Origin of the sequence: Microcoleus sp. FACHB-1515 (genome assembly GCF_014696105.1) — a bacterium.
Taxonomy (GTDB): Bacteria; Cyanobacteriota; Cyanobacteriia; order Elainellales; family Elainellaceae; genus JAAUTJ01.
In genome coordinates this window covers 38,516-54,811 of record NZ_JACJPO010000063.1, presented here as the reverse complement: position 1 = coordinate 54,811, position 16,296 = coordinate 38,516, and the positions used below count along the sequence as shown (strand labels likewise).

At 51.5% G+C, this 16,296-nt stretch carries 12 protein-coding genes; 6 read left to right on the top strand and 6 right to left on the bottom strand.

Features of this window, described 5'->3' with window-relative positions:
- Positions 1 to 11 precede the first annotated feature (11 nt).
- Positions 12 to 1,577 carry an FkbM family methyltransferase gene (locus H6F67_RS21580; protein ID WP_190768710.1) on the bottom strand — a complete coding sequence of 522 codons (1,566 nt, stop codon included), beginning with the start codon at positions 1,575 to 1,577 and terminating at the stop codon, positions 12 to 14.
- A gap of 144 nt (positions 1,578 to 1,721) precedes the next feature.
- Here H6F67_RS21580 and H6F67_RS21575 point away from each other — a divergent pair, with 144 nt between their 5' ends.
- From H6F67_RS21575 to H6F67_RS21565, 3 genes are all read left to right on the top strand, one after another.
- Positions 1,722 to 2,519 (top strand): hypothetical protein, encoded by a 798-nt coding sequence (locus H6F67_RS21575; RefSeq protein WP_190768709.1) that lies wholly within the window; start codon positions 1,722 to 1,724, stop codon positions 2,517 to 2,519.
- 111 nt (positions 2,520 to 2,630) lie between these two features.
- The gene (locus H6F67_RS21570; protein ID WP_190768708.1) at positions 2,631 to 4,034 is read left to right on the top strand and encodes a cytochrome P450; all 1,404 of its coding nucleotides are present in this window, start codon (positions 2,631 to 2,633) and stop codon (positions 4,032 to 4,034) included.
- A gap of 85 nt (positions 4,035 to 4,119) precedes the next feature.
- The gene (locus H6F67_RS21565; protein ID WP_190768707.1) at positions 4,120 to 4,467 is read left to right on the top strand and encodes a hypothetical protein; all 348 of its coding nucleotides are present in this window, start codon (positions 4,120 to 4,122) and stop codon (positions 4,465 to 4,467) included.
- Between the two features lie 158 nt (positions 4,468 to 4,625).
- Here H6F67_RS21565 and H6F67_RS21560 read toward each other — a convergent pair whose 3' ends face one another.
- Positions 4,626 to 5,486: a GNAT family N-acetyltransferase gene (locus H6F67_RS21560; protein ID WP_190768706.1), complete on the bottom strand. Its 861-nt coding sequence runs from the start codon at positions 5,484 to 5,486 to the stop codon at positions 4,626 to 4,628.
- A 450-nt stretch (positions 5,487 to 5,936) separates the two neighbouring features.
- Here H6F67_RS21560 and H6F67_RS21555 point away from each other — a divergent pair, with 450 nt between their 5' ends.
- Positions 5,937 to 6,323: a hypothetical protein gene (locus H6F67_RS21555; RefSeq protein ID WP_190768705.1), complete on the top strand. Its 387-nt coding sequence runs from the start codon at positions 5,937 to 5,939 to the stop codon at positions 6,321 to 6,323.
- 64 nt (positions 6,324 to 6,387) lie between these two features.
- Here the strand turns inward: H6F67_RS21555 and H6F67_RS21550 are convergent, their stop codons facing one another.
- The 3 genes from H6F67_RS21550 to H6F67_RS21540 all read right to left on the bottom strand — a co-directional run bounded on the left by H6F67_RS21550 (position 6,388) and on the right by H6F67_RS21540 (position 8,975).
- Positions 6,388 to 8,208 carry a calcium-binding protein gene (locus H6F67_RS21550; RefSeq protein ID WP_190768704.1) on the bottom strand — a complete coding sequence of 607 codons (1,821 nt, stop codon included), beginning with the start codon at positions 8,206 to 8,208 and terminating at the stop codon, positions 6,388 to 6,390.
- A 220-nt stretch (positions 8,209 to 8,428) separates the two neighbouring features.
- Complete coding sequence (locus H6F67_RS21545; protein WP_190768703.1) at positions 8,429 to 8,623, bottom strand: cation transporter; 195 nt, start codon at positions 8,621 to 8,623, stop codon at positions 8,429 to 8,431.
- A 127-nt stretch (positions 8,624 to 8,750) separates the two neighbouring features.
- Entirely contained in the window at positions 8,751 to 8,975 is a 225-nt protein-coding gene (locus H6F67_RS21540) for a chlorophyll a/b-binding protein (RefSeq protein WP_190768702.1), read from the bottom strand.
- A gap of 299 nt (positions 8,976 to 9,274) precedes the next feature.
- Here H6F67_RS21540 and H6F67_RS21535 point away from each other — a divergent pair, with 299 nt between their 5' ends.
- Positions 9,275 to 10,075 carry a ChaB family protein gene (locus H6F67_RS21535; protein WP_190768701.1) on the top strand — a complete coding sequence of 267 codons (801 nt, stop codon included), beginning with the start codon at positions 9,275 to 9,277 and terminating at the stop codon, positions 10,073 to 10,075.
- Here H6F67_RS21535 and H6F67_RS21530 read toward each other — a convergent pair.
- Complete coding sequence (locus tag H6F67_RS21530; RefSeq protein WP_190768700.1) at positions 10,072 to 10,698, bottom strand: calcium-binding protein; 627 nt, start codon at positions 10,696 to 10,698, stop codon at positions 10,072 to 10,074. The genes H6F67_RS21535 and H6F67_RS21530 overlap by 4 nt on opposite strands.
- A gap of 759 nt (positions 10,699 to 11,457) precedes the next feature.
- Here H6F67_RS21530 and H6F67_RS21520 point away from each other — a divergent pair.
- Positions 11,458 to 16,038 carry a cadherin-like domain-containing protein gene (locus H6F67_RS21520; RefSeq protein ID WP_190768699.1) on the top strand — a complete coding sequence of 1,527 codons (4,581 nt, stop codon included), beginning with the start codon at positions 11,458 to 11,460 and terminating at the stop codon, positions 16,036 to 16,038.
- The last annotated feature ends 258 nt before the right edge of the window (positions 16,039 to 16,296 follow it).

The following is a 16,296-nucleotide window of genomic DNA, read 5'->3' as shown; positions in this document are numbered from 1 at the left end:
ATCGCGTCCGGTCAGGAATGGGCTGGCGGCAGGGCGATGATGTTGAGGCTATCGGCAAAATCAGCGGGATCGCTGAGCGGAACGAGGTTTTTCAGGAAGGGCTGATAGCGGAAAAGCTGATAGCCGATCGATCGCAAATAGTCGGCCACTGCTAAATTGCTGCCTTTGGTGCCGCCAATATTTTCGTAAAGAATGGCGGGCTGGAACTGCTGCAACAGGCGATCGCTGCCTTGCAAAACCTGCATCTCGTGGCCTTCGGCATCGATTTTCAGCCAGTCCACGCGCTGAAGCTGGTGCCTGTCGAGCAAACTGTCGAGCGTGAAGCAGGCGATTGTCTCGGTGGGGCGATCGCTCGTGTCGTCAGTGACAATTTCATTCAGTTCGCTGGCGGCATGAAGCGCGAGTTTGGCTTCGCCGTTGCGATCGCTGGCCGCGCCTGCACACACGATTACTTGAGTAAGCTGATTAAGCTGACAGGTTTGCTGCAAAAGCTGAACGCAAGTGGAGAACGGTTCGATCGCGAACACGCGCCCGGATTTACCGACTTTTTGTGCCGCACTGAAGCTGTAAACACCGACGTTTGCGCCGACATCAATCACGGTCATTCCCGGTTGCAAACTGTCGCGCCAAAATTCCAGTTCCGCTTCAAACCAATCGCCCTCGGCAATCAAAACGCTCGTCACTTTGCTCTCAAAACTCGGTTCGATCGCCAGCCCCAAATTGTCAAACGGGACAATCGTGAAGCGATCGGCTGGATAGTTCGCCCAGTGCCACGCCAGTTCGTCCGTTGCGATCGATCGCGCCATTTCTCGCCAAACCTGAGCCACTTCCGGCTGATGCTGATAGACCAGCCAAAGCGCTTGCAAAACGTTGGGGCGATCGCTTGCGATTTGATGTGCCTGCTGGAGATGCCAAATTCCTTCCCAGTGGTGGTGATTGAGTTTCGCCAAGCCCAGCCTTAGCTGCACGTCAAACGAGGCGGGCAGCAGTTGAGCGGCAAGCTGCAAAAATCTGAGGCCGTTGCTGTTGTAAAAGGCAAGCTGCGATCGCGTCAGCACTTCAGCGAGCAACTGCTGCGCCTGCATCGAACCGTCCGAGGCTTGCAGCAGATGCAGCAGCACATCGCTTTCCACGGCAGCGGGAGGCAGATAGATCAAACCGAGCGGAGCGGGCGAATTCAGGCAGGCAGCAGGCAAGCCGTTGATCAAGCTGCCAAATGCGGCCTGTGTTGCCCCGGTGAGGTCGCCCGTCAGCCTGCGGACAATGGCCAAATGCGCCGCGCAAAGCGGGTGGCCGCTATCTCCGGACTGCGAAGCAACCGCCTCACCTTCTTCCAACGCGGCGATCGCCATTTCAAGCTGCATCGATCGCATCAGCGGATCGTCACACTGTTCCGCTTCGATCAGCGACAAGACGGCAATATTGTTGAATTCAACTGCGGTTTCCGGCTCGTCCCAGCGTGTCGTGGCGGCAGTGGCGATCGTCGCTTCAATTTGGGCGGGCGTGACTTGCGGACAGCGCTGCTGCACATACTGCCAGTAACCATCGAGGACATCAACAAAAGTGGTAGTCATCATTTCCTTTCCAAAAGCGATCTGCTAGCATCCCGGCTGGCAGGTTGAGACATCCTCAAATTGAGGACGGGGCAATTATGCTAGAGAGTACCCAGGCAGCGATCGAATCATCACTGAATTGTCGTCCAATTGGGAAGGAGAGGGGGGATGACTTTGACTCGGCAGGCGCGATCGATCGCGCCCTTCATCACAGTTGGACTCGTCGTTTTGGGCGTGGTGGCGATCGTGCTGCTGCAATTGCCGCTGCTGCGTCAGATTCAAGCGGCCAGTGAAACGCCCAACCCCGCCCAAATTCAGCGCGACACAATTATTCAAACTGCACGGCTGAATCTGTTAGAAAAAGCGCCGACGTTTGGCTTTGACAATTTGGTGGCAGACTGGACGTTCTTAAGTTTTTTGCAGTATTTCGGCGACCAGCCTGCTCGACTTGCCACTGACTATCGCCTCAGTCCCGAATTTTTTGACGTGGTGATCGATCGCGATCCCCGCTTCTTGCAGACCTATCCATTTTTGTCGAGCAGCACTGCGCTGTTTGCTGCCCAGCCAGAGCGATCGATCGCGCTGATGAACCAAGGCTTGCAGTCGATGACGCCGACGATTCCCCCCGGTTCTTTTTACGTTTGGCGCAACAAAGCGATCGATGAACTGCTGTTTCTCGGTGATGCCCAAGCCGCCCGCCAGTCGTTTTTGAAAGCGGCAGAATGGGCGCGAGCCTCTGGCCTGCCAGAAGCCGAAAACGTCGCCCGCCTTTCAGAACAAACCGCGCAAACGCTCGATCGCAATCCCGACAGCAGACAGGCACAAATTGGCGCATGGGTGCTTGTGCTGGGCAGTGCACCGGACGATCGCACTCGCCAAACCGCGATCGATCGCATTCAGCAGCTTGGCGGCCAAATCGTGCCGCAGCCCGACGGCAGCTTCAGCGTGCAATTGCCGCCAGACTAAGGTGTCGGGTGTCGGCTCACCCCTCACCCAGTAAAGACGCGAGATCTCGTGTCCCTTCACCCCAAAACCTATTTGCGATAATAGAAATCTGCTCTCCACCGGATAAACGCGATGCGGCTTCCTAACGGTTCCTCGACGCCAGCTTTTCTGCAAACGATCAACTGGATTTTGCGCCCGATCGATGTGCTGGATGCGCGATCGCAGCAGTTTGGCGATTGCTTTCGCGCGTTGGGCAAGCAGGAGCCGCCGCTGATCTACTTCAGCAGTCCGACTGCGCTGCAAACGATTTTTACCGCAGGAGCGAACCAGCTTGATTCGTCCGAGAGCAATCGCGTGTTGCTGCCGCTGCTGGGTGAATTTTCGCTGATTTTGCTGGGCGGTGAACCGCATCAGCGACAGCGACAGCTTTTGATGCCGCCGTTTCATGGCGATCGAATGCGAGCCTACGGGCAACTGATGATCGACCTGACGCGGCAGGTGATGCAGCAGTACGAGCTAAATCAAGCGTTTGCCGTGCGGCCTGCGGTTCAAGAAATTTCGCTGCGGGTGATTCTCACCGCTGTATTTGGCCTGCACGAAGGAGAACGATTTGAGCAACTGCGGCAACTGCTCAGCGATTTGCTCGAAACATTTAATTCGCCCCTCAGTTCGTTTTTGCTGTTCTATCCCAAGTTGCAGCAGGACTGGGGCGCGTGGAGTCCCTGGGGAAAATTTTTGCGCCGCCGCGCTCAGATCGATCGCCTCCTCTATGCCGAAATTGCCGATCGCAAAGCGCTGCTGGAACAGACTCGTCGATCGCAATCTGCCGATCGCGAAGATATTCTCTCGCTGCTGCTTGCCGCCAAAGATGGCGAAGGTCAGCCGATGAGCGATCGCGAAATTCGCGATGAACTGCTGACGCTGCTGTTTGCCGGACACGAAACGACGGCTTCCGCGATCGCTTGGGCGCTCTGCTGGATTCACAAATTGCCCGACGTGCAAACCAAGCTGTTAGCTGAACTCAATGCGCTGCCAGCCGAAGCTGAACCCGCCGCCATCGCCCGACTGCCCTACCTGAATGCGGTTTGTCAGGAAACGCTGCGGCTCTATCCGATCGCCATCAATGCGTTTCCGCGCGTGGTCAAGCAGCCCATGACGATCGACGGTTACGATTTGCCCGTCGGCACGGTGATCATTCCCTCCATCTATCTTGCTCACCAGCGCAAATCGGTGTTCGCCAATCCGAAACAGTTTCGCCCCGATCGCTTTTTGGAACGTCAATTTTCACCTTATGAATTCTTGCCGTTTGGCGGTGGCGATCGCCGCTGCATCGGCTTGGCGTTTGCCCTTTATGAAATGAAGTTAGTGTTAGCAACGCTGCTGCGCGATCGCCGTTTTGCGCTGGCAAGCGATCGCCCGATCGAACCTGTGCGGCGCGGTTTGACGATCGCGCCGTCTCGCCATTTGCGCTTAAAAGCGATCGAATTGCGGTCTGAACCCTCAAAACGGCGCGATCGGGCTGTAACGAATGCTTAACTGCTCCAAATTTGAAAAAGCACAGCAATCAATTGATGCTTTAATCGTAGAAATCTCAACGCCACATTTAGGGCTGAAGCCGTTCATGAGCATTCGCGAACAAATCGATCGACAGCGTGTGAAGCACATCGTCAGCAGCTACCAGCTTGCCGGACAGGACGAGGTGCAGTTTGTTCCCTGTCTCGATGCGCTGCTGCACAGCTATCCGCTGCCCCTGATCGAGCTTGCCCTCGTTGAAACTTTGGTCGATGGCTGGGCAGCCGTTCCGCTTGTGCGCGGCTTGGCTTTTCTCAAGCAGGTTCACGACAAACTCAAAGGTTGGGACGCCGGATCGATCGCTAGCACAATCACCCCCGCCCAATTTCAGCAGATCACCGGACTTGATCCCAGTCCCATCTTCGGCGCACCGACTGCGATCGCGCGATCGTCCTAACTTCTAGGGTGTATTAACAGCCATCGATCCTCCCCAGCCCTCCTTAGCAAGGAGGGAGTCGAACCACCGCTCAAAGTCCGGGTTCTCAAGGGGGATTTAGGGGGATCGACCCTAGACTTTCCGCTTCTGCTAGCGCTTTGCAAACACGCCCCCGACACCTAATAAGCCGCTGAAGGAAAATAAACGCCGCGAGGCCGATGATAAACTCCGATCGACATCAGCGTCACAGGCTTGATCACGCGAAAGCCTTCTTGCAAACACCAGCGATACCAGCTTCCGGGCACAGTCGGCAAAATGAACGTCAGCGGATTCGGGCTGCGATCGCCTGCTGCCAAAAGGAGTGCCTGCATGTCGATTTCGGTTTGGGCGACGCCGTGCCCCCACAGTTCAAACGTCGTGGCGTAGGCGGTGATGCGGTTGTTTCGCAGGGCGACGATCGGTTTGAAAAAGCCCAATGCAATGCCGCGCTTCAGTTCCCCGGTGCGATCGAATCCATAGATTTGCTGACACAGTTCGCCACAGGCTGCGAGATCGTCCAGCGTCAAGTCGCGCACTTCGATTTCGGCAGTCGGCGGACTTTTGGGCTTGCCCGTTACTAAAACCAGCAGTTCTTGAATGTCAAATCCGACAGCGGGATAGAGAGACAGCGTGGCCGCGTTGACGGTATCTTGCGTCAGCCGAATCCCGATCGCACCTTTGCCGCGCTCCAAAACCGCCTCCATCAGCAGTCGCCCAATGCCGCGCTTTTGACAATCGGGCGCGACGGCGATCGGCCCCACGCTGTAGATCGGATTGCAGGCGTCGAGAAAATTGACGCCGACAATTTGATCGCCCTCCACTGCCACGATGCTGTAAACCTGTGGGTCTTGAATGCCAAATTTGGCAACGTCGATCGAAAATTTCAGGGTGGGAAATTCCGAGGGAAAGCCGTAGCGATCGGCAAAATCTTGAAACGCATCAAAAATAATTTGACCGCAAGCTTCAATGTCAGCCGTTGTCGTCGGACGAATGTGAATCATCAAATTGCAACTGAGTGAATTTTCATCTGAACAATGCGCCAGAAATTCATTTCGTGCATCGATTATCCCATTGAAACAAATCGATCGATCGCATTAAAAATTGTCGATCGCATTGCTATTTTTGAGTTGCAATTGAGCGGCGATCGCAACAGCATTCAAATTGATCAACTCACCCTCTTGCAAAATTTTTCTAGCCGTTGTAGGCTCAAGCATCACTCTTAGCTCACGAGGCTAGAACCACGTCCTTCGGGAAAGTGTATCCAGCACCCCCGAAGGACTAACCCTCAAAACTGATCACTCCAGCTTGAAGGCTAGCCTGATTGTACTCCGCTAGCCGCTCTTGCTGTTTTCAGTGAGGCGGCTTCGTGTGTGAGGTGTGGTGCAGAGAATCCAGTCATGTTTGACTGGTTCTCTGCTTCTTTCCCATACACAAAAATAGGAGCAACAATCATGCCAGAATTCATGCCGCAAACCTGCATGAACGATGAAGACTGCATGGACGATGAAGACTTGGAGGATGAAACGTTGGATGAGGACGTGTCGTTCATCAGCCTGCCCAACCCCAGCATCAAGTCCATGCAACACAGGCACGCGCCGCCACCAAGAGCCGAGTTTTTGCCGCCCGTCGATGACCCGGAAGTGCTGCGGGTGCTGGCAGTGGGGTCGCGAACAGTGGTGAACATCTTCGTGCATCGGCTGCACCAAGCGGGAATTGTGCAGTTCAACGAGTGGAGTCGGTTGCTGCCAACGCCGAATCCTGGTGAGTTCATGCGGCTTCTGACTAAACGCATTCCGCTCGATACCGTTCCGGGAGCGCGACGCGATCGCAATCCCTAAAACTAATCAACAGTGCGATCGATTTTTCGCAGATCGATCGCGCTGCTTCTAACAACATTGAACTTTATCGAGCGATCGAAAAATCACTCGTCGTCAGCCGCAATCCATCCGTTAGATCGGCAAACTGACCACCCGATCCAAATCCTTTTGCGGCTCCATTTTGGTTGTAAAACAGTGCGCCTGTTTTCCGAATGTAGGTGATTTCGGCAGTGCTGTTTCGCGCCTGCGCGATCGTGTTCACCCGCTTGAAATCCGATCGCTTCACATTGCCAAAAGCGGATCTGCTCAATACGATCGAGTCTTCGCCACGCTCAAAATCAGTGATGCGATCGATGCTCATCCGTCCGGTCGATCTCGTTCTGCTACGAGAAACATCACCAAACTGAAAATCATCTGCGCCTTCTCCACCTGTCAGCAAATCGGCTCCTGTGCCGCCAACAATCAGATCTGCTTCTGTTCCACCGCTAATTGTGTCGTTTCCGCCTCCACCATTGAGGCGATCGTCTCCCGCTCCACCGATTAGCGTGTCATTGGTTGCTTTTCCAGAGAGAGCATCGTCTTTGTCACCTCCAAGAACAATTCTAGAGAAGTTGAGTTTGAGAATATCAGTACCAGAAAAATCGCCAATGGTTTCAATAAAACCAACACCAGGAGAATTGGTAATTGAGTCAGCAAAAAAGCGAGTAATCCATACAACATCGCCATCTGCCTCGCCATTTTGATTGGAGTCTATTACCAAAGATTCAGCAGAGCGGTAGAACCCCATCACACCAGGAGCAAGGAGTCTTGGAACCGGAGAAACATTTGCGAACTGTAGAGTATCAGTACCAGCAGCATCGAAAATAATAACGCTGCTCTCGTTAGAGTCACCGATTATATAGGTGTCGTTTCCTTCTCCTCCAATAAGATTATTTCTTCCAGATCCTCCAATCAAAGTGTCATTTCCTGCTTCACTGTAGAGAACGTCATAACCGTCGCCGCCGTAAAGAGTGTCATCACCATCACCACCAAAGAGGGTATCCCAACCATTTCCACCAAATATGACGTCATCTCCGGCTTCGCCCATACCAACATCATCTCCGTCGCCTGTGTAAATGGTGTCGTTGCCCTTGCCACCTAGAATCCACTTCTCATCACCCGCTCCAGCATCGATCGTGTCATTTCCATCGCCACCATGAATTTCATCAATTCCGTCGCCTCCGAAAAGAGTATCGTCTCCGGCATGACCAACAAGGAGATCGTCCCCCTCACCTCCATCGATAATGTCATTACCTTCCTGAGAGGAAATGCGATCATTACCTGCGTAACCTCGCAGATAATCAGCAGTAATAGAGCCGATGAGCTTATCGTCAGCATCATCGCGCCCTTCAAGATTCGCTTGCTCGATTGAAACAGGTTGACCATCAAGCACGAGGGTCAATCTGCTGTCTTCTGCCCTTAGTTGCTGCTGTCGCCTTTCACTTAAGACTTCCCCTCGCATAAGCGCAGAAAAGATTGCACCCTCATCACCGGGAGAATCAGTGGCATTTAATTGGGCATCAAGAAAATGACCAACCGCTTCTAAAAGAACTTCGTCAGTTGCAATTGTATGAGTCCAGGGATCTTCATAAGCTTCTTTGGGCAGATGGAGATAGATTGTGTTGGTGCTTTCGACGTACCCGCCGCTTGCCCGTTCAAAGGGATTTTCAGTCAAAACTTTAATCTCAGGCCAATCACTCAAATCACCAATTCGCCATCGCCACACGATCGCCTCGACTTCAGCGCGATCGATTCCGTTGCCAAACGCCTGTGTAAATACACTAAAAAAATTTGGGTTTTCAACAAGGAGGTTCAGCCAGTTCTGAGTCATTGAAAGCACGATTTGCAAAGCGCGTGAATAAGACATAAAAGCTCTCAAGCGATTTTCAGATGTTGTGGTTTGATCCGAAAATACCCAAAACTATCTGCTTGAAGTATCCGTTTTTTCTCGTAAATGTTGTCTAGCTAAAATGAAGATTTGGTGAGGCTCGATCGCCCCTTCCATCCGCTAGAAATCTATTGCCATTAAAAAAAGCAGCCCTGATAACTTTGCAAGGCTGCTCTTAAATTCAATTGAAAGGTGAAAATTACTCGATCGAATGTCCCGTCGCTGTGATCAACTGTTTCATGGTTTCCTCGGATGCAGCAGATTCGATCGTGATCGTTTTTGCATCCAAATCCACATCCACTTTGGCATCGGGTTCAGTGGTTTTAATCGTTTCCACGATCGACTTTGCCACATCTTCGCTCGTCATACTAGGAACCGTTAGCTTCAACGCCATCTTTTTTCCTCAAATAAAATTGCAGCGTAAATACCAACAGCATTGCTACTGATTTAATTGTCAGCGTATAAAAATGCTTCCCTCGGTACATCCTACCCAGGGAAGCATTTTTCAAAAGGCGAAAGGATTAGCGGCCAACTGCATAGGAAACTAGATGCAGCACGTCACGCAGGACGCTGTAACCAGCCAAATCCCAAAGCAGATAGGCAGTGAAACCGATCATGGCTAGACGGCCATTCCACAGTTCAGCTTGGGGAGTCCATCCGAACAAAAAGGCATTGCGATCGACGCCATTGTATTCAGAAGCAACAGGAGGTAGATCGGTGCTAGAGCGCTTTTCTTGAGTTTGCATTGTTTTTTTCCTCAAATCCTCAAAGTTGGATAACAAAAGTTTTATTTGTTATGCCCTCATCGTAGCGATCGCAGTTGGGCGGGTGTTCAATCAAAAGGAATGCTCTGGCCCCTGCCTTTTGATAGGTTAAGTTCTGTTAACTACTGTCATTCGAAGCACTGATGAAAAGACCTGTAAAACAACTTATGAAACGACCTGAATCATCCTTGAGAACGATGTAACTCTATTCCTATTTGTTACCTTTGCTACAGTTAAACTGCTCGCATTTGATTAGCAAAATCGCATTTTAGGAGAACTGTATGACCGTTGCTGGTGACACCGATCGCAACCTTAATTCGTCTGTCGAAGCGCCAGAACGCACTGTCTCTGCTGTTTTCAAAGAGCGCAATCAAATTGATGATGTCATTCGCCGCCTCATCGATCGCGGCATTTCTCGCGACCATATCTCGGTTATCGGCAAAAATTTTCACAGCGAAACCCGCATCGCCGGATTCATCACCAAACGCGACGTGATTCTCGGTGGATTGAAGCAGGGCGCGGCGTTCGGCTCGTTCTTTGGCTCCATCTTAGGTCTGCTGACTGGCGTGGGCGTGCTGTTTGTACCGTTCGTCGGCACGATCGTTGCAGCAGGACCGATTGGCGCGTTGCTGCTGGGTGCGGCCAGCGGTGCGATCGCAGGTTCAGCCGGAGCCGGATTGGTGTCGGCCTTTGTCGCCTTGGGAATGCCAGAAGACAAAGCTGCCATCTATCAAACTCGCGTAGAAGCGGGCGATTTTCTACTCATGGTGGAAACGCCAAGCAACAAAACAGGCGAAATTCAACTGCTGCTGGAAAGCACTGGCGGTGAAGAAGTTTCCACGCTCGAATCCGCTTTACCTCGTCAAGGCCAAGGTGAAATTACCGACGCTAGCCAGCTTGCACCCGAAGTGCGATCGCACCTATCTGAAGCAGCGCAACAAACTTTTATCGATCGCTACAACGCCGCCTTAAAAGAAGATAGCGACGAAGCAAAAGCAGAACGTGCCGCTTGGGATGCTGTGCATCAGCAGTATGAAGAAGACGATCGCGGCGTCTGGTCAAAGCAAAAAACCTCCGTCTAATTCGTAGACAAAATTGAATTTATCCGCAAAAAAGGTACGGTCGCGATCGTGCGGTTGCCCAGAATCGCGATCAGTTCGTTGAGTTGGCCTGTGGGCACAACGCGATAGATTGCCGTTCCGGTGGGTAAACCTGTGGGACTGGCGGCGAGTGTGTAGTCGGTTTGCCATCCGTGCAGTTGAATCAGGTCTTCGATCGCGCTGAAGTCTGTAATCAGCGCATAGTCACCCGTTCCTGCTGTAGCAGAATGGGTGTCGTTATACAGTGCTCCTGCTGTCGTTCCCAGGATGAACAGATCTGCGCCGCTATTACCTGTGAGCGTGTCAATTTCTCCAGCCGCGCCCCCACTGCTTTGCAAGATGTCATTGCCCGCACCCCCATTGAGCAAATCGTGACCACCGCCGCTCAAAATATTATTGCCAGCATTGCCAACTAGCGTATTGTCGAGCGCATTTCCGGTTGCATTAATGTTGTTTGTACTGCTGAGCACTAAGTTTTCCAGATTTGCGCTCAGCACCCAGCTTACAGTTGAGCGGACGGTATCAATTCCCTGGTTGGCTTGTTCGACAATGCGATCGCCTGCATAGTCAATTAGATAAGTATCATTTCCTTGGCCGCCGTTCAACTGATCTTTTCCCTGCCCACCATCGAGCAGATCATCGCCCTTGCCTCCGATTAAACATCATTGCTGAGCAGTCCAAATAGCTGATTGTTGCTCGATTTTCCATGCAGTCGATCGTTTTTCTTGGTGCCTCGTAGCAGGTTTCGTTTGGCGGGGCGATGCTTGACAGCCATCGTTCACTTACTTAGAAAGAAATCACATCGAAAGTAAACTTGAAAGCGCAAGAATATGACCGTACTTCTACTGATTCCTCTTAACTCAGCGAGGCGTTGCTGCAAGTGATTTAGTAACAACACTCAGAAAAATGAATTGACAGTAGCAAACATTTTCAGCTTGCTCTAAAAGATTCGATGCTCTCTGTTTTACTTCATCGAACATCAAATTTTTATGTACTTTAACCTGTCTGAACTTGAGCAAGCGGGTGATGAGGGAGCGATCGGGTTCATCTGTTTCAACAAACTATTTCACTTGTCGCACTTAATTTATTAGAAGAAATTAGGAGAAGTGAGCAATCTCCGTGAAACTGCGAAGCTCTTCTATAGATGCTTAGAGCAAAGCTAGATTTGCCTCAAAGCGATCGCTTTATAGCAGCTTAATCTTCCTTTCAAAAAGCTTTCTTGTCAGCTTTACAAAATCTTCTTAAACCAAAATTTTTCAAGGTAGAAACATCATACAATTTCCGCAAATTCTCGATTCTTTATCAGCCTGCTACCGTATATAACTAAACCAGTCTCGGTTGTGTGCGTTACCTAGGTATTCAAAATGAGCAGCTTGAACGATCGTCCTCGTTTGACAACCAGTGCTGAAATTTTTGTTAATGAAGGCGAAGAAGTCGTCATTACAAGCGCCATGTTGCAGGTGAGTGATGACAGTAATTCTGCCCAAATTGTTTACCGAATCTCAGCCCTGCCGAACGAAGGCTTGCTGAAGTTCAACGGCAATGCGATCGCAGTTGGCAGCACCTTCACACAAGCTGATATTAACAATGGTCGCCTCACCTATTGGCACAACAGCAGCGATACGATCAGTGACCAATTCAGCTTTGTCGTGTCTGATAGCCCTGGTCTGATGACTCGTGTTTCGGTTGCCAGCGACGGTTCCCAAAGTGAGCGCAGCCCATATATCCACTATCTCACCCAAATTTCTGCAAATGGTCGGTATGTGTTGTTCGATGCGCTTGCCAGCAATCTAGTAGAGGGTGATACCAACAATCGGCGAGATTTGTTTGTTCACGATCGCGAAACGGAAAAAACCGAGCGGGTTTCGATCGCCACAGGTGGAATTCAGACCAATGACAACTCTTATCGCGCTTCTATTTCTGCCGATGGTCGCTATATTGCCTTTGAATCATTTGCCAGCAACTTGGTGAGTGGTGATACCAATCAAAGCATTGATGTGTTTGTTCACGATCGCCAAACCAAAGAAACCACTCGTGTTTCAGCGGGTGCAGGTAGAGTTCAAGGAAATAGCTGGTCAGACGATCCGGCCATTTCTGCGGATGGTCGCTATGTCGTGTTTTCATCCGCATCCAATAATTTTGTGAGCGACGACACCAACAATTCTTCTGACATTTTTGTTTACGATCGCCTCACTGGATTAACTGAGCGCGTTTCGATCGCTACAAATGGAATTCAAGCCAACAACAGCTCTTTTGGAGCTTCAATTTCTGCCGATGGTCGTTATATCGCGTTTACTTCATCTGCGACCAACCTGGTTGAAGGTGACACCAACAGCCTTGCAGATTTGTTTGTTCACGATCGTCAAACGAAACAAACTACTCGCGTTTCGATCGCCTCCGATGGCAGCCAAAGAAATCGGCCAGCGTTTTTTTCATTTACCGAGCTAAGGTCTGTAATTTCAGCCGATGGTCGCTACGTTGCGTTTGAGTCGGATTCAAGTAATCTTGTGCCTGGTGATCGGATTTGGGGTTCCTCTGATATCTTTGTTCACGATCGCCAAACCGGAGAAACTTCACGGGTTTCGATCGCCTCGGATGGCACACCGGGAGATAGTAACTCGACCAATCCTGGCATTTCAGCCGATGGTCGCTATGTTACTTTCATCTCATCCGCTCGCAACTTAGTGGGCAACGATAGAAGCGGCGGCGGTGGCGTGTATGTTCACGATCGCCTCACAGGAAGCACCACTCTCGTTTCTGTCACTGCAACGGGCACTCAAAGTACGGATATTGGCACTTCTCCGATTACTGAGCCTAGCCCGACCATTTCTGCGGATGGTCGTTACATTGCTTTTGGCTCCTGGTCAAGTGATTTGGTAAGTGGAGATACCAATGAATCACTGGACACGTTTGTTTATGATGCGGGTGCAATTTTTGGTAGCGCATCGATCGCCATTCAACCTGTTCGCGATGGCGCAACCATTCTTGCTTCGAGTACGCCACTTTCCTATACCGAGAACGCAGCCGCTATCATCATTGACAGCGGACTTCGCATCACTTCTGGAGATAGTAATAGCCTGATCAGTGCGACTGTTGCGATCGAAAACTATTCCAGTCAAGAACAGCTCAACTTTACCGATCAAAACGGAATTACGGGGCGTTTTGACGAGACAACCGGAGTTTTAACGCTCACAGGTTTGGCTGCTCTCAGTGCTTATCAAGTGGCACTGCGATCGATTACTTACGCCAGCAGCAACGACAGTCCGACTGCGGTTCAAACTATTCGATTTCAAGTCAATGATGGGGTGATGGATAGCTCGCTCGCCATCCGCAGCATCAACATCAGCGGCGTGAATGACGCACCCGCCTTGGCGAATGTTAGCATCTTGGCGCAAACAGGTAGAGCCGTAAGAATTACGAGTGAAATGTTACAGGTGCGTGATCCCGACAGCGATCCTGAGCAACTGACTTACACACTCACTAGCTTGCCTGCCAGTGGTGTATTGCGACTCAATAATCGACTCTTGGGAATCAACGACACTTTTACTCAAACGGATATTAACAGCGGCAACCTTACGTATTTCAATCACACAGATGCGTCAATCGATCGCTTTGACTTCACAGTTTCAGACGGCAATTTTGTCAGCCGCATTTCAGTTGACCCCAGTGGCAATCAAACGAGGGGTGATTGGTATCCAACCGCTGAATTAACGACACCCGGACTGTCAGCCGATGGCCGCTTTGTCACCTACGCTTCGAGCGCGAATGATCTAGTCGTTGGCGATACCAATCATCAGCGCGATATTTTTGTGTTCGACCGCGAAACGTTCCAGACGACTCGCGTTTCGATCGCCTCCGATGGCACCCAGAGCAACAGGCTTTCTGACAGTCCTTCGATCTCAGCCGATGGTCGCTATGTCGCGTTTTGGTCGGAGGCCGACAATCTCGTTGAGAACGACACCAATCAGGTTGCCGATGCGTTTGTACACGATCGCCAAACGGGAGAAACCACACGCATTTCGATCGACTCCAATGGCATTCAGGGCAATGGCGGTTCTTATGGCACAACCATCTCGGCGGATGGCCGCTATGTGGCTTACTCCTCATTCGCGTCCAACTTGGTAAGCGGCGATACGAATTTTGAGCGCGACGTATTTGTCTTCGATCGCGAAACTCGTCAAACCACTCGCGTCTCGATCGATTCCAATGGCAAGCAAGGGTATGGCCTGTCTCGGTTTCCCCACATTTCCGGTAATGGTCGCTATGTCGCCTTCCACTCCAATACCAACAGCTTCGTGAGCGGCGATACAAACAATCACTATGATGTGTTTGTCTTCGATCGCGTCACAGGGCAAACCAGCGCGGTTTCGCGTAGTTTCCAAGGGGTGTTCGGCAATCGTGACTCGCTTGATCCGATGCTCTCTGCGGATGGCCGCTATGTGGTGTTTGAGTCGGAAGCGAGCAACTTGGCAGTCGGCGATACGAACAGCCGAGTTGATATTTTTGTGCACGATCGCCAAACCGGAGAAACAACGGGTGTTTCGACCAGTGCAGCCGGAAATTTTGGCAATGCCAATTCTTTTGATCCGGTGATTTCAGCCGACGGACGCTACATCACGTTTGCCTCGGATGCCAGCAACTTAGTCGAGGGCGACACGAACAATCGCACCGATATTTTCAGATACGATCGCCAAACTGAAGTCCTCACTCGCCTCTCAGACAACGGAACACAAGGCAACGGGGATTCTTACGCACCGATGATCGCTCCCGATGGGCAGTCGGTGGTGTTCTACTCAACGGCCAGCAATTTAGTGGGCGGCGACACCAATGGCCGCATCGATATGTTTGTCTTTGCCACCCAAGGCATTGGCGGCAGTGCAGCGATCGCGATTCGCCCTAATCAAACTCCACTCCTCAGACAAGCGATCGCCGACCAGACCGCTACTGAAGCAACCGCTTTCCGCTTCACGATCGCGGCGGATACCTTTGCGGATAACGATGCAAACGATCGCCTCAGCTACCGCGCCACGCTCGTAAATGGCAATGCGTTGCCGCAATGGTTAAGCTTTGATGCGGACACACGCACCTTCAACGGCACACCACCCCAAGCAAGTGCAAGTCATCTCAGCGTCAAGGTCATCGCGACGGACAGCGCGGGTGCAACGGCCAGCGATGTGTTTGCAATCGCGATCGCCGATAATAACTTCGCTCCAGGTGGCAGCACAGGCAGTTCCGGCAATGGTAGCACCAGCGATAGCGCGACTGGCAGCGATCTGGGCGATCGCAACTTCAGCATCAGCGGCAGCCCTGATCTAAGCAACCACCCGCCTGTTTCGCGACTTCCACAAATGCAAAGGGGAACTAGTCAAGCGGACACACTTGAGGGCAGTCATGAGGCGGATATTCTGCTGGGAATGGCGGGCAATGATGTTCTGCTGGGCAATGGGGGAGACGATCGCCTTGTGGGTAGCGCAGGCAGAGACACCTTGAGCGGTGGTACTGGCGCAGACCGTTTTATCTACAGTACGGGAGGCGTGGCAAGAGTACGTGACTCTACAGTGATTAATCGCGATCGCATCACGGACTTCAATGTGACTGAGGGCGATCGCATCCAGCTTGATTTTGACGGCAATTGGGCTTCGATCGAGCGACCGAGCGGCTTATTCAATGCAGGTCGTCAACGAACTCGTAGCCTGCGGGATGCGATTCAATCCGCTTTTGCAGACAAGAATCAGCGACGACGTGGCAAGCAACCACTCAGAGCCAACGAAGCGGCATTTCTAACTTGGAGAGGCCGAACTTTCCTAGCTGTCAATGATAGTAGTCTCCGTTCCAGAACGGCTTCAGGCGCAAATTTTTCACCTCGCCACGATCTGGTCGTTCATATTACGGGCATGGAGTCGATCGCTGCCGGAAGCCTCAACATTGAAACCTTCTTCGCCTGAACGTTCAGGTAGCAAAGTAAGATGCCTCTTCAATAGTGCCAGGGCTTACGCAGGTGGAGGTTAGGGCAAGTGATACGCTTCAATGCCCGTTGTTTATTTGACTTCAAGGCTGAAACTGCTCAATCTTCCAACATACGGCATACGCTTTTTGTGTGCCATGTGTTGAATTTTGAGTCAGGTTGTTGGTGACGATAAACTTCGCCGAGAGTCGGTGGAGACAATGACGCGGAACAATTTCACCTTAGCTGCTCAGCATCA